Consider the following 14,518-nt stretch of genomic DNA (forward strand, 5'->3'; position numbering starts at 1 on the left):
GGCCGGGAGGAACAAACCGGCTAGTTCGACGTCCCCGCCGTGGCCATCCGCTTGGTCAAAAATCCGTCGATCGCCTGGGCCATCGAGCCCACGGCGCGGGACCGCCAGCCCTCGGAGACCAGCTGCTCGAGATCGCCCTTGTTGGAGACGTAGCCGATCTCGACCAGCACCGATGGCACGTCGGGCGCCTTCAGAACCCGGAAGCCGGCGGATTTCAGGGGATGCTTGTGCATCCGCACCGTCTGCTTCATTTCGCTCATCAAATGGCGGGCGAAACGGTTTGAAAAGGTGCGGGTTTCCCGCTGTGTGAGGTCGATCAGGATGTCGGCGACGTCGGTCGGCTCCTCCGCGAGGTTGAAGCCGGCGATCGCATCGGCGCGGTTCTCCGCATCCGCCAGCCGCTGGGCCTCGGCGTCGGACGCCTTGTCGGAGAGCGTATAGATGGTCGCGCCCTGCGCATCCCCTTCCGCCCGCGGCAGCGCATCGGCGTGGATCGAGACGAACAAGGCCGCCTTGAGATTGCGGGCGATCTTGGTGCGGTCATTGAGCGGAACGAAGGTGTCGTCGTCCCGCGTCATGACCACACGGTACTTGCCGGCTTTTTCCAGCTTGTCGCGGAGCGCCAGGCCAAAGGCCAGCACCAGGTTTTTCTCGCTCTCGCCGCTCGACTGCGTCCCGTTGTCGATGCCGCCATGGCCGGGATCGATCACCACCACCGGTCGAGTATCGGCCTTCTGCTGCGCGCCATCCGGGGCCGCGGCACTGGGAACCGTGGCGGGCGGCGCTTCAGCGATCGCGGGCCGCAGCTCGGGACGGTTTTCGGGGGCACGTGACGACACGAAGGCGGTGCGGTCGACCTCCTCCAGCTCGAGCACCAGCCGGGCCGGTTGGCCGTTGGCCGCCTCCAGCACGTATGATTTGGCGATCTTCGCCGGTCCGGTCAGGTCGAACACGATTCGAGAGCCGCCGGGCATGACGAGCCCGTAGCGGAAGGCCTTGACCAGCCCCCGCCCCCCACTTCCGGTCCCGGCGGGCAGCTGAAAATTGACCTGCGGCACGTCCACCACCACGCGGTAAGGGTCGGCCAGCGTGACGGCGCGGAAGGTGACGGTCTGGTCGAGGTCGAGGATGAAGCGGGTCTGCTTGCCGTCGCCGGCCAGGCGGGCGGCCGAGGCGACCGGAAAATTCGCCGCAACGGCAGCAGGTTGCAGCCGGCTCTCGGCGGCGATCAGGCGCGCGGAATCAGCACAGGGCAATGCCGCAGTGCACAGCAACACGCCCCCCAGCAAAATCCGTCGATTTGTGCGGCTCGCCACCGATTCCGTGCCTCCGAGCAGCTCTCTTAACGCAATAGAACCACAGGGTTAATCGATCCTTAATGACGGAAACGCGAAACTCGCCGACTGTGACCGCCGTGCGACGCTCCCTTGCACGGATGGCTCATTCCTCGTATGTACGGAATGCTGACGGCCGATATTTCCGGTTGTGTCGCATTCAGCCTCCCGGTGCAGCGCCGGAACTCTCAAGGTTTGAGAATTCCAGCGTTTTCCACTTCCCTCTATGACCAGCGCGGTGCGCGGCAGCGAGGTGGAGCGGGTCAAGCCCCGGCGGCGGACGGTCTCGGGCTACCACTCATGTTGCCGGGACGGTTCTGACAGCGGCGTAACCCATTACCCGGTCCCTTGACCCCAAGGGGGCGGTTCGTGATCCCCAAGGCGAGCGCGCTCGCGCCGTGCCTGGCCAGCAGCAACTGATTGAAGGGCGGCCTCGCCGCCCAGTGTTTCATACGGGCCGACGCTTGATGCGCCAGACTGTGCCGACGAAATCTGAAGGAGCATTCGCGACGCTGCGGAGTGACAATCCCGTGCGTCGCAATGGTCCTGAAGCTTCCGGTTCGGCAAGGCGCGAGAGACGGCGTTTCGGCCTTCCCCTCACCCCCGAATCAGGTGGACCGTCGCGTCACCCGCCGGCGCGATACGCGCCCACGGCTTATCGCGTCCGCCGCCGCCAAGAGTTAAGACATGCCCAACAAGATGTTGATCGATGCCACCCACCCGGAGGAGACCCGGGTCGTCGTGGTCCGCGGCAATCGTGTCGAAGAGTTTGATTTCGAGACCGCGCAACGCAAGCAACTGCGCGGGAATATCTACCTCGCCAAGGTCACAAGGGTCGAACCCTCGCTCCAGGCTGCTTTCGTCGAATATGGCGGCAATCGCCACGGCTTTCTCGCCTTCAGCGAAATCCATCCCGACTATTACCAGATCCCGGTCGCCGACCGGCAGGCGCTGATCGAGGCCGAGGAACAGGCCCATCGCGAGGCCGAGGAAGAAAGCGAGAACCGCTCGCACGGCCGTCGCCGCTCGCGGCACCGCAACGCCCGCCGCCGCGGTCATGGCGAGCGCGTGCGCAGCGACATCGTCGAAGGTCTCGAAGCCGGCGCCGATCCCGCCGCTCAGCCGGTCGAAGGCGCCGCGCTGCCCGAGCATGCCGAGGGCGAGCATCTGCACGCCGATACGGAGCATCATGGCGAGCACGAGGGCCACGATCCCGATCATGGTGACCATGATCATGACGAACATCGTCATGCCCGCGATGACGAGCACGATCACGCTCACGATGATGCCCACGGCCGCGAGGACGAGCGCGATCATCACGATCATGATCACGCCGACGAGACGCCCGCGCCTGTCGCGGCGGTCGGCGCCGAGCCCGCGGTCGAGACCGCTGCCGAGCCGCAGCCGGCGTCAACCTTCGACGTTCCCGCTCCAGAAGCTCATGCCGCGGAAGCGCAGGCGGAGCCTCTGGCCGAAGCCGTGACATCGGCCGCCGAGCCGGCCGAGGCCATCTACACCGCCGGCGAAAGCACGGAAGCCCCGCATGCGGACGCCGGGGAAGCAGCCGAGGAGGACGACGAGGACGAGGACGGCGAGGATGCCGAAGAGGAAGTCGTCGAATCCGTCGGCGGCGACGACGTGCTCGAGGAAGTGCCGGAGCGCACCTTCCGCCCGCGCCGCCAGTACAAGATCCAGGAAGTCATCAAGCGCCGCCAGGTGATGCTGGTTCAGGTCGTCAAGGAAGAGCGCGGCAACAAGGGCGCGGCGCTGACGACCTACCTCTCGCTCGCCGGCCGCTACGCCGTCCTGATGCCGAACACCGCACGCGGCGGCGGCATCAGCCGCAAGATCACCAGCGCGCAGGACCGCTCGCGCCTGAAGGAAGTGGTGCAGGACCTCGACGTGCCCGAGGGCATGGGCATCATCCTGCGTACCGCGGGCGCCGCCCGGACCAAGCCCGAGATCAAGCGCGACTTCGAATATCTGATCCGGATGTGGGAGACGGTGCGCGACCTCACGCTGAAATCGCAGGCCCCGACCCTCGTCTACGAGGAAGGCTCGCTGATCAAGCGCTCGCTGCGCGACCTCTACAACAAGGAGATCGACGAGATCCTGGTCGCCGGCGAAGCCGGCCACCGCGAGGCCCGCGACTTCATGAAGATGCTGATGCCCGCCAATGTCGGCGCGGTGAAGCAATATCGCGACGGCCAGCCGCTGTTCTCGCGCATGGGCGTCGAGAGCCAGCTCGATGCGATGTTCTCGCCGACCGTGCAGCTGCGCTCCGGCGGCTACATCGTCATCAACCAGACCGAGGCGCTGGTCTCGATCGACGTCAACTCGGGACGATCGACGCGCGAGCACCATATCGAGGACACCGCGCTCAAGACCAACATGGAAGCGGCTGAAGAGGTCGCCCGCCAGCTCCGCCTACGCGACCTCGCCGGCCTGATCGTCATCGATTTCATCGACATGGACGAGAAGCGCAACAACCGCGCGGTCGAGCGCAAGCTGTCCGATTGCCTCAGGCAGGATCGCGCGCGCATCCAGGTCGGCCGCATCTCGCATTTCGGCCTGCTCGAGATGTCGCGCCAGCGCATCCGCGCCAGCGTGCTGGAATCTTCGACCGATCCGTGCCCGCATTGCGGCGGCACCGGCCACGTCCGCTCGGTGTCCTCGGTGGCGCTACAGCTCCTGCGCGGCCTCGAAGAGATCCTGATGAAGGGCGCGACCCACAATCTCGTCGTCCGCACCCGCACCGACGTCGCGCTTTATGTGCTGAACCACAAGCGCGGCCATCTGCGCGATCTCGAGAACGGCTTCAAGGTCACGCTGTCGGTGATCGCCGACGCGAGCGTCAACGGCCCGCAGGCCTATGTGATCGACCGCGGCGAGCAGGTGCATACGCTCGAAGCCGCCAAGGCGCTGCTCGTTGCGCAAGCCGCTGCGAGCCCGCCGCCACCGGCCGAAGAGGCCTATGACGACGAGGACGTCTTCGACCTGGAGACGGAATCGGAGGTCGAAACCGACGAGACCGAAGGCCTTGCCGACGAGCAGGCTGGCGGCGAGGCAGCCTCGGAGCAGGACGGCCAGCGCCGCAAGCGCCGGCGCCGCCGGCGCGGCCGCGGCGGCCAGCGCGAAGGAGAGTTGCGCGAGGATACGGCGCCGACCGTGCCTGAGCCCGCGATGATCGCCGGCGAAAGCGAGGAGGAGACCGAGTCCGAGCAGGACGGTGAGGAAGGCGAGGAACAGGCCGCCCGTGGCGAACAGCAGGGCAGCGGTGATCGCCGGCGTCGGCGTGGCCGCCGCGGCGGTCGCCGCCGTCGCGGTGGCGGCGAGGAAGGTCTTGCCGGCTCCATCAGCGACGAGCTCGGCACCAACCCGCCGCCGGAAGCTGCCGATGCAGTGGCCGATTTCGACGGCCTCGGCAGCCAGGCTTCGCCTTCGATCGCGCAGGCCGAGCCGACCGGCGAGCCGCAAGTTGCGGAGCCTGAGCCGCACGCCGAGATCCGAACCGAGGCGCCGGCCCAGCCGGAGCCCGCTCCCGCCGCGACGACCGCAACGCCGGACGAAGAGTCAGCCGGCGACAGGGCCGCGCGGCGCCGCTCCACCGTGCGCGAAAAGGTGAGCTTCCTGGCGAACAGCCAGGCGGAGCCCGCAACGCCGGCGGCGGAGGCGACCGAGCCGGTTGCTGCACCCGCGCCGGCACCTGAGCCCGCGCCGGAGGCGGCAAGCGAAACCCCGGCCGCCCCACGTCGTGCCGGCTGGTGGTCACGCCGTTTCGGCGGCGGCGAGTAAAGGGACAAATGGAATTGAAACCGCCCGGCCCAACCGGGCGGTTTTGATTTGATGAGGTCAGTTGCGATGCAAAGCGCGATCATTCTCGGCGGCGGCATGGTGGGCGTCGGCGCCGCGCTGCATCTGCAGCGGCGCGGCTGGTGGGTGACGCTGATCGATCGCAGGGAGCCGGGCCGCGAGACCAGCTACGGCAACGCGGGGATGATCCAGGCCGAAGCGGTACGCCCCTATCCGATGCCGCGCGACCTCGCTTCGCTTTTGAAGATCGCGACCGGCCGCACCAACGACGTGCGCTACAGCCTCTCCTCGCTGCATCTCCACATCGAGCCCCTGCTCCGCTATTGGTGGCATTCGGCGCCGAGGCGGCATCGCGAGGCGATCGAGGCCTGGGCACGGCTGATCGCCTACGCAACGGCCGAGCACGACATCCTGATCCGCGAGGCGCATGCCGACAATCTCATCCGCCGCGCCGGCTACCGAGCGCTGTTTCGCGATGCCGCTTCGTTGGATCTCTCGGTCAAGGCTGCCGAGGAAGATCAGCGCGAATTTGGCGTGAACTACCGCGTGCTGTCGGGCAGCGAGCTTGCCAGGGCCGAGCCGATCCTGCGCGACGATCTCCCGGGAGCGATCCACTGGCTCGACACCTGGACCGTGTCCGACCCCGGCGCGCTGGTCACGGCCTATGCCGAGCTGTTCGTACGGCTCGGCGGCAGGATCGTGCTCGGTGATGCGCAGTCGCTGCGACAGACAGCGACCGGCTGGTCGGTGGACACCGACCAGGGCCGCATCGACGCTGCCCACGCCGTCGTGACGCTCGGGCCGTGGTCGCCTGATTTATTGTACAAATTCGGCTATCGCATCCCGCTGGTGCGCAAGCGCGGCTACCACATGCATTACAGCGGCGGCGCTTCGCTCGACCTGCCGCTGGTCGACAAGGCCCGTGGCTACGCCATGGGGCCGATGGCCAGGGGCATCCGCATCACCACCGGCGCGGAATTGACGGGCGCGGACGCACTCGCAACACCAGTGCAGCTCGCCAGCGCCGAAGCCTCGGCGCGCGAGCTGATCGACCTCGGCAAACGGGTCGAGCCGGATCCGTGGTTCGGAACGAGGCCCTGCACGCCCGACATGCTGCCGGTGCTCGGCCCCGCCCCGCGCCACCCCGGCCTCTGGATGAATTTCGGCCATGGCCATCAGGGCTTCACGCTGGGCCCTGCGACCGGACGCCTGCTCGCGGAGATGATGAGCGGCGAAACGCCCGCGGTCGATCCCGCGCCGTATCGGCCGGAGCGGTTTTAGCGAGCGCGTCCTATCCGCGACGCTCGACAATCCGGCGCGCCGCCGGCATCAGGGTCGCGCCGAGCGCATTCTTGACCAGCGAGGCCGCGATGAACGGCACGATGCCGACCTGCCAGGCCTTGGCGGCGCCGAGACCAAGGCCGAATGCCAGCCAGCCGAATCCGGCCGCGAGAATGACGATGTGGCCAACAGCCATCGCCGCAAACAGCAGCACGACGCTGCGATCCCAGCCGCGCTCGGCGAGCCAACCGGTCGCGAACGCAGCCAGCACGAAACCGAACAGATAGCCCGCGGTCGGGCCGACCAGCGGCGCGATCCCACCCACGGGACCGGCGAACACCGGAAGCCCGATCGCGCCCTCGGCGAGGTAAGCGATCATGGTCGCGCTGCCGAGGCGCCAGCCATAGGCGGCGCCGATCATCAGCACCACCAACGTCTGCAACGTCATGGGCACGTAAGGCAGCGGCAGATTCACCTTGGCCGACAGCGCCATCAACGCCGTGCCGAGCGCGACCAGCACGACGGCACGCAGCGCGCCGACGGCTTCGCCCGGTCGCGTCGGCCACATCAATGCGGCGAGAGAGGAATGTGGCGTAGCGGCGGACGGGACGGAACGGTCTGACAAGCTGAACTCCGGAAGGCTGAAGAAAACTGGCGCAGTTATTTAAGCCACTCAGCAATCCGGTCAACTGCCTCACGCATCTCCCCTGGCGAGCGCGCATAGGAGAAACGAATGAACGAGCGGCCATGGATGGGATCGAAATCAAGGCCGGGCGTTGCCGCCACGCGCGCCTGCTCCAGCATCTGCTTTGCGAATTCGAGACTGTCGGCGGTGAAGTCCGAGACGTCTGCATAGAGATAGAAGGCGCCGTCGGCCGGCAGGAATTTCGTCAGTCCCGCCTTGGGCAAACCATCGATCAGGACGCGCCGGTTTTCCTGGTAGCCGTGCTTGATCTCCTCCATCTCGGCCGTGCCGTCGAAGGCGGCCTCCGCCGCGATCTGCGACAGCGAGGGCACCGAGATCGAGAGGTTCTGCTGCAGCCGCTCGATCGGCCGCACCAGGATCTCGGGCACCACCATCCAGCCGATGCGCCAACCGGTCATGCAAAAATACTTCGAGAACGAATTGATCACGAGCGCGTGCTCGGACAGCGCAGCCGCTGTCACGGCCGGAAACGCGTAATCGAGCCCGTGATAGATCTCATCGGAGATGAAGCGGATGCCGGCGTCTTCTGCGGCCGCGATCAGGCCGGCGAGCGCTTCACGGGACATCATCGTGCCCGTCGGATTGGCGGGGCTGCCGACCAGAACACCCTTCAGCGGCGCCTTGCGATGCGCTGCGAGCAGGGCCTCGCCTGTGAGCGCGTGACGCGTTTCGTTCGTGGTCTCGATCAGCACCGGCTCGCAGCCGAGCGCGGTCAGAATATGTCGATATGGCGGATAGCCCGGCACCGTCACGGCGACGCGATCGCCAGGTTCGAACATCGACAGAAAGGCCAAGATGAAGCCGCCCGACGAGCCCGTCGTCACCACGATCCGCTCGGGGCTGACATCGCAGCCATAGGCGTCGCGATAATGGCGCGCGATGCGCGCGCGCAAGGAAGGGATGCCGAGCGCGGACGTATAGTCGATTCGTCCGGCCTCGAGCGCCGCATGGGCGGCCGCGATCGCGGTCCTGGGCGCGCCGGCCGCGGGCTGGCCGACCTCCATGTGGATCACATGACCGCCGGCGGCCTCGATTCGAGCCGCCGCGGCCATGACGTCCATCACCATGAATGGGGGAACATCGCTGCGGCGGGAGGGCTCGAGCCACTGCCCCAACCGGTTCCTCAATGTCGCGTCGTGCATCGATTTCTGCTATTGGTTGGCGAACCGGTCCGTCCGGTCCGTAAACGGGGCGCTTGTGCCCCAGACTGGCCGCATTGTACGGCTCATAAGGGCACCGCTCACAAGGGCATATCGCGTATCCGGTCCGCCGCCAATCGCCAAAACCAATCACTGAACTGCTTGACCAAGACCACTTGACCGAGCCCCTTTTGACCAAGACCGCTTGATGTCGCTCCAGATCGCATTGCGCAAGAAGGCCTCCGCCCTCACCGCCCTCGTCACGGCCACGGCGATCGCGCTGACGCCGTTCTCGGCCGCGCGCGCGCAGGCCAAGGGGCCGCCGGTCCTGCGCGACACCGAGACCGAGCAGCTGCTGCGCGAATACACGCGTCCGATCCTGCGCGTTGCGGGTCTGGAGAAGCACAACATCCAGATGGTGATCATCAACGACGGCTCGTTCAACGCCTTCGTCGCGGATGGCCGCCGCATCTTCGTCAATTGGGGCGCGATCCTGCAATCGGAGACGCCGAACCAGATCATCGGCGTGCTCGCGCACGAGACCGGACACCTGGCGGGCGGCCATCTGTCCAAGCTGCGCGAGCAGCTCGCCGCCGCCCAGACCCAGATGATCATCGCGATGCTGCTCGGCGCCGGCGCGATTGCGGCCGGCAGCACCCAGCGCAGCAGCGTAGGCAACAACGGGCTCGCCAATGCTGGCGCGGCCGCCATCGCCGCTCCGCAGGAGGTGATCCGCCGCACGCTGCTGTCCTACCAGCGCCAGCAGGAGGAGAATGCCGACCGCGCCGGCGTGAAATTCCTGGCTGCGACCCAGCAATCGCCCAAGGGCATGTACGAGACGTTCAAGCGCTTCACCAGCGAGAGCCTGTTCGCCGCGCGCGGTGCCGATCCCTACCTGCAGTCGCATCCGATGCCGGCCGAGCGCGTCGCCGCGCTACAGGAGTTCGCAAGCTCCAGCCCCTACTGGAACAAGAAGGACGATCCCGCGCTCCAGCTTCGGCACGACATGGTCCGCGCCAAGATCTCCGCCTTCATGGAACGGCCGGAGACGGTCTACCGCCGCTATCCCCAGACCAACGACAGCCTGCCGGCTCGCTATGCCCGCGCCATCAGCACCTATTTGCACGGTGATCTGCGCAGCGCGCTTGCCCAGATCGACGCGCTGATCCAGGTGCAGCCGAACAACCCGTATTTCTACGAGGTGCGCGGCCAGGCGCTCCTGGAAAGCGGCAAGGCGGCCGAAGCGATCGCTCCCTTGCGCAAGGCCGTCGCCCTCTCGAACAACGCCCCCCTCATCGAGATGTTACTTGGGCAGGCTCTGGTCGGAACCGATAATAAGGCCTACACCGACGATGCCGTTCGGATTCTCCGCGCCGCGGTGGCCCGGGAGCCCGAGGCGGCGCTCGGTTACACCCAGCTCGCGATGGCCTATGGCCGGAAGGGAGATTATGCGGAGGCAGATCTCGCCTCGGCCCAGGCCGCATATTTGCGCGGCGACAACAAAACCGCCCGCGAGCTTGCCACGCGCGCGAAAACACGTTTCGCCGTCGGCACCCCCGGATGGGTCAAGGCCGACGACATCGTGGCGGCGAAGCCGCCGCGCAACTGACGCAAACTCGAACGACGCCCGACCACGACGTCACGACACCGGGCTTGAATCCGCCGGGACGTTTCTCGAAACCTGCTTTGGATAAGAGGATTTGACTATGCCTTCGCTGCGCCTGTTCGCTCCTGCCTTGTTCGCGCTCGCCATGTTCGGCGCAGCCGTGCCCGCCTCGGCCGACAGTTTCTCCGACAGCCAGCGCACCGAGATCGAGAAGATCATCAAGAACTATCTCGTCAGCCATCCCGAGGTGCTCGAGGAGGCCATGGCCGAGCTCAGCAAGCGCCAGGCCGCGGCCGAAACGCAGAAGCACCAAGCCAGCATCGCGCAGAACGCCGAGGCGATCTTCAACTCGCCACGCCAGGTCGTGCTCGGCAACAGGGACGGCGACGTCACCTTCGTCGAGTTCTTCGACTACAATTGCGGCTATTGCAAGCGCGCGATGGACGACATGCTGACCATCATGAAGGGCGATCCGAAGCTGAAGGTGGTGCTGAAGGAATTTCCGGTGCTGAGCCAGGGCTCGGTGGAAGCGGCGCAGGTCGGGGTCGCCGTGCGCATGCAGGATCCCTCCGGCAAGAAATATCTCGACTTCCATCAGAAGCTGCTCAGCGGCCGCGGCGCCGCCGACAAGGCCCGCGCGATGCAAGCCGCCAAGGAAGCCGGTCTCGACACGGCTCGCATCGAGAAGGACATCGCCAGCCCCGAGGTGCGCGCCACCCTCGAGGAGAATTTCAAGCTTGCCGAAGCGATGGGCATGAACGGTACGCCGAGCTACGTGATCGGCAAGCAGATCGTGATCGGTGCCGTCGGTGTTGAAAGCCTGAAGGAGAAGATCGGCATTGCCCGTTGCGGCAAGGCGACTTGCTGATCACAGTTTTACGATAGCGAGAACACAAAAAGGCCGGCAGACATGCCGGCCTTTTTTCTTGCGCTGAACGTTGGCGCCTTCGTGCAAAGTCATTCATCTGGCGTTCAACAAACAAAAGCCGCGGAACAGTCGAAGTTCCGGAACAACTCAAATCCCCTTTCGTTGTCGGCGCGGGCAATGACGCGAATGAACACGTGAGGAGAATTTCGATGTTGAACCGCTTTATGATTTCGGTTGCCGCAGTCGCGCTCGTCGCGGGCACTGGCCTCGCGAACGCGCAGGGCAATATGGGCCGCGACAGCGGCGGCGGCGCCGGTGGCGCGCAGATGCAGCATTCGCAGCCTTCCGGCGGCGCGGCTGAGCGCGGTGGCTCGATGAGCCGGGACAAGGGGACCGTTGGCCAGGCCGGCGGCTCCGGGACGATGAAGTCCGAAGACAAGTCCGGCGCGATGAAGGACGAGCGCTCCTCGGGCGGCGCGATGAACAAGAACGCGGCCGAGGACAAGTCTGGTACCACCAAGGGCCAGCGCACCGATGATCGCGCGCAGGGCCAGATGGACAAGTCCCAGCAGGACAAGTCCAAGAGCATGAGCCAGGACACCAGCAAGTCCGGTGCTAAGGACCAGAAGGACATGAAGGCTGAGGGCAGCAAGAGCGGCACCTCGACCACCGAGACCCGACAGGGCACCGGCACGAGCACCAACCAGAATGCTCAGGGCCAGACCGGCACCAGCACCAACCAGAACGTGCAGGGTCAGACTGGCACCAGCTCGACCCAGAACGCGCAGGGCCAGAGCTCGACCACGGTCGGCCAGGCCGGCGCCGCTGCCAAGCTTTCGACTGAGCAGCGCACGCAGATCACGTCCGTGATCCGCGAGCAGCGCGTCGCCCCGGTGACCAACGTGAACTTCTCGATCTCGGTCGGCACCCGCATTCCGCGGGAGGGCATCACCCTTCACGCCCTGCCGTCGCGGGTCGTGTCGATCTATCCGGAATGGCGGAGCTACAAGTACGTCCTGGTCCGGGAAGAGATCGTCATCATCGATCCGGACACCTACGAGATCGTGGCCGTCCTGAACGTCTAAGGCGGACACGGGCAATCTCAGGGGCGGGCAGCGATGCCCGCCCCTTTGCATGCGCCGGGCAGCCATGCTTCGGACTGGTTAACAAGCAATTTCCGTGGTTTCCGCACAGGTTTTTGCGCACTGGATGAGGCGGTTGAACCCGCCGCTGAGGCCCTTCAAGGCTTCCCCTCACGCGCTTTGTTACCTATAACCCCCGCCACGCCGAAACACCTCTTCCGGGATTGGAATGGCCGAACCTGCAACCGACACGATCCTCGTCCTGAACGGGCCGAACCTCAACATGCTGGGGACCCGCGAGCCCGACAAGTATGGCCATGCGACGCTGGCCGACGTCGAGTCGCTGTGCCGGGACACGGCCGCGACGTTCGGCCTGAAGGCGGACTGCCGGCAATCCAACCGCGAAGGCGAGTTGATCGATTTCATCCACGAGGCGCATGCGCGCAAGATGAAGGGCATCATCATCAATGCCGGCGGCTATTCCCACACCTCGATCGCACTGCACGATGCGCTGCTCGCGGTGCAGATTCCGACCGTCGAGGTGCACGTGACCAACATCCACGCCCGTGAGAGTTTTCGTCACCATTCCTACACCGCGCGCGCGGCTTTCGCCTCGCTCTGCGGTTTCGGCATCGAGGGCTACCGCCTCGCCATCCAGGGCCTTGCCGCCAAGCTCGGCATCAAGCCCAACGCCTGACGCTCCCTTCCAACAGAACATTCGGATCAAACAACATGGCGCGCCAGCCAGACGACAAAGCAGCCGCAAAGTTTTCCAGCGAGGATTCCGCGCTCGTCCGCGAGCTGGCACTTCTGCTCGATGAGACCAGCCTCACCGAGATCGAGATCGAGCGAGCGGGTCTGCGACTGCGCGTTGCCCGCAACATCAGCGTTGCCGCGACCATGCCGATGCAGGTGACGGCTCCTCCGGCCGCCCTGCCGGTGGCAGCAAGCCCCGCGGCCCCTGCCGCGGCCGATCTGTCGAAGCATCCCGGCGCCGTGACCTCGCCGATGGTCGGCACCGCCTATTGGGCGCCGGAGCCGGGCGCAAAGCCGTTCATCGACGTCGGCACCAAGGTCTCGGTCGGCCAGACCCTGCTGATCATCGAAGCCATGAAGACGATGAACCAGATCCCCTCGCCGCGCGCCGGCACGGTGACGCAGATCCTGGTCGAGGACGGCCAGCCGGTCGAGTACGGCGAGCCGCTGGTGATCATTGAGTGACGCGAATGGGGAATAGCGAATAGCGAATGGCGTCAGCCTTCCCTACTCGCCATTCGCCACTCGCCATTCGCTGCAGGACAACATGTTCGACAAGATCCTCATAGCCAACCGCGGCGAGATCGCCCTTCGCATCCTCAGGGCCTGCAAGGAGCTCGGGATCGCCACCGTCGCCGTGCACTCCACCGCCGACGCCGATGCCATGCATGTGCGGCTGTCGGACGAGAGCGTCTGCATCGGGCCGCCGGCGTCCAAGGACAGCTATCTCAACGTGCCCGCCCTGCTCGCGGCCTGCGAGATCACGGGCGCCGACGCGGTGCATCCCGGTTACGGCTTCCTCTCCGAGAACGCGCGCTTTGCGGAAATCCTCGCCGAGCACAATCTGCACTTCATCGGTCCGAAGGCCGAGCACATCCGCCTGATGGGCGACAAGATCGAGGCCAAGAAGACCGCCAAGCGCCTCGGCATCCCCGTGGTGCCCGGCTCGGACGGCGCCGTCGGTCCCGACGACGATGCGATGGCGATCGCGAGGAAAATCGGCTTCCCCGTGCTGGTGAAGGCGGCGGCGGGCGGCGGCGGCCGCGGCATGAAAGTCGCGCACAGCGAGGCCGACCTCCAGGTCGCCTTATCGACGGCGGCCAACGAGGCCAAATCCGCCTTTGGCGATGCTTCCGTCTATCTGGAAAAATACCTGCAGAAGCCGCGCCACATCGAGATCCAAATCCTCGGCGACGGCCGCGGCGGCGCGATCCATCTCGGCGAGCGCGACTGCTCGCTGCAGCGCCGCCACCAGAAGGTCTGGGAGGAAGGCCCCTCGCCCGTGCTTGCTGCCGCCGCGCGCGCCAAGATCGGCGAGACCTGCGCGAAAGCGATGCGCGAGATGAAATATCTCGGTGTCGGCACCATCGAATTCCTGTTCGAGGACGGCGAGTTCTACTTCATCGAGATGAACACCCGCATCCAGGTGGAGCATCCCGTCACCGAGAGCATCACCGACATCGACCTCGTGCTGGAGCAGATCCGCATCGCCGCCGGCGGCGACCTGCCGGCCAGGCAGGACGAGGTCCAGGTCATCGGCCATGCGATCGAGTGCCGCATCAACGCTGAGAATCCGCAGACCTTCCGCCCCTCGCCCGGCCGGATCCTGCAATATCATCCGCCCGGCGGCCTCGGGGTGCGGATCGATTCCGCCGTCTACCAGGGCTACACGATCCCGCCCTATTACGACTCCCTCGTTGGCAAGCTGATCGTGCACGGCAAGACCCGCGCCGAATGCCTGATGCGGCTGCGCCGCGCCTTGGACGAGATGGTGGTCGAGGGCATCGAGACCACGCTGCCGCTGTTCCGCGCGCTGGTGCGCGAAGCCGACATCATCAACGGCGACTACCACATCCACTGGCTGGAGCAGTACCTGGCCGGCAAGGTGGAACCAGCGCCGCGATAATCACGTCCTCTCATGGAACCCCTTGCC

11 protein-coding genes are annotated in these 14,518 nt (G+C 66.1%); 8 read left to right on the forward strand and 3 right to left on the reverse strand.

All coding sequences use genetic code 11. The annotated features are described in order from the left end of the window. Positions 1-20 precede the first annotated feature (20 nt). Positions 21-1,316: an N-acetylmuramoyl-L-alanine amidase gene (locus I6F36_RS07355; RefSeq protein ID WP_225125561.1), complete on the reverse strand. Its 1,296-nt coding sequence runs from the start codon at positions 1,314-1,316 to the stop codon at positions 21-23. Positions 1,317-2,021: 705 nt separating this feature from the next. Here I6F36_RS07355 and I6F36_RS07360 point away from each other — a divergent pair. Continuing rightward, positions 2,022-5,129: a ribonuclease E/G gene (locus tag I6F36_RS07360; RefSeq protein ID WP_225171220.1), complete on the forward strand. Its 3,108-nt coding sequence runs from the start codon at positions 2,022-2,024 to the stop codon at positions 5,127-5,129. A gap of 66 nt (positions 5,130-5,195) precedes the next feature. Beyond that, positions 5,196-6,428, forward strand: a complete 1,233-nt coding sequence (locus I6F36_RS07365) for an FAD-binding oxidoreductase (RefSeq protein ID WP_225171221.1) — start codon at positions 5,196-5,198, stop codon at positions 6,426-6,428. A 10-nt stretch (positions 6,429-6,438) separates the two neighbouring features. On the opposite strand, the gene I6F36_RS07370 is transcribed toward I6F36_RS07365, so the two are convergent. Continuing rightward, positions 6,439-6,996, reverse strand: coding sequence for a biotin transporter BioY (locus I6F36_RS07370; RefSeq protein WP_057029063.1), 558 nt, complete (start codon positions 6,994-6,996; stop codon positions 6,439-6,441). A gap of 92 nt (positions 6,997-7,088) precedes the next feature. Then, positions 7,089-8,276 carry a pyridoxal phosphate-dependent aminotransferase gene (locus I6F36_RS07375; RefSeq protein WP_225171222.1) on the reverse strand — a complete coding sequence of 396 codons (1,188 nt, stop codon included), beginning with the start codon at positions 8,274-8,276 and terminating at the stop codon, positions 7,089-7,091. Between the two features lie 205 nt (positions 8,277-8,481). On the opposite strand from I6F36_RS07375, the gene I6F36_RS07380 reads away from it, so the two are divergent. From I6F36_RS07380 to accC, 6 genes are all read left to right on the forward strand, one after another. Continuing rightward, on the forward strand, positions 8,482-9,882 hold the full coding sequence (locus I6F36_RS07380; protein WP_036022887.1) for a M48 family metalloprotease: 1,401 nt from the start codon (positions 8,482-8,484) through the stop codon (positions 9,880-9,882). Positions 9,883-9,979: 97 nt separating this feature from the next. Continuing rightward, the gene (locus I6F36_RS07385) at positions 9,980-10,747 is read left to right on the forward strand and encodes a DsbA family protein (protein WP_036000050.1); all 768 of its coding nucleotides are present in this window, start codon (positions 9,980-9,982) and stop codon (positions 10,745-10,747) included. A 209-nt stretch (positions 10,748-10,956) separates the two neighbouring features. Beyond that, complete coding sequence (locus I6F36_RS07390; protein WP_225171223.1) at positions 10,957-11,832, forward strand: DUF1236 domain-containing protein; 876 nt, start codon at positions 10,957-10,959, stop codon at positions 11,830-11,832. A 226-nt stretch (positions 11,833-12,058) separates the two neighbouring features. Next, positions 12,059-12,526 (forward strand): type II 3-dehydroquinate dehydratase, encoded by a 468-nt coding sequence (gene aroQ, locus I6F36_RS07395; RefSeq protein WP_225171224.1) that lies wholly within the window; start codon positions 12,059-12,061, stop codon positions 12,524-12,526. Positions 12,527-12,561: 35 nt separating this feature from the next. Beyond that, positions 12,562-13,050, forward strand: coding sequence for an acetyl-CoA carboxylase biotin carboxyl carrier protein (gene accB / locus I6F36_RS07400; protein ID WP_036022883.1), 489 nt, complete (start codon positions 12,562-12,564; stop codon positions 13,048-13,050). An 82-nt stretch (positions 13,051-13,132) separates the two neighbouring features. Next, a complete protein-coding gene (accC, locus tag I6F36_RS07405; RefSeq protein WP_036022882.1) occupies positions 13,133-14,491 on the forward strand; it encodes an acetyl-CoA carboxylase biotin carboxylase subunit in 1,359 nt (452 codons plus the stop codon). Positions 14,492-14,518: the final 27 nt, after the last annotated feature.

The organism is Bradyrhizobium sp. BRP19, from assembly GCF_020194195.1.
GTDB lineage: Bacteria > Pseudomonadota > Alphaproteobacteria > Rhizobiales > Xanthobacteraceae > Bradyrhizobium > Bradyrhizobium yuanmingense.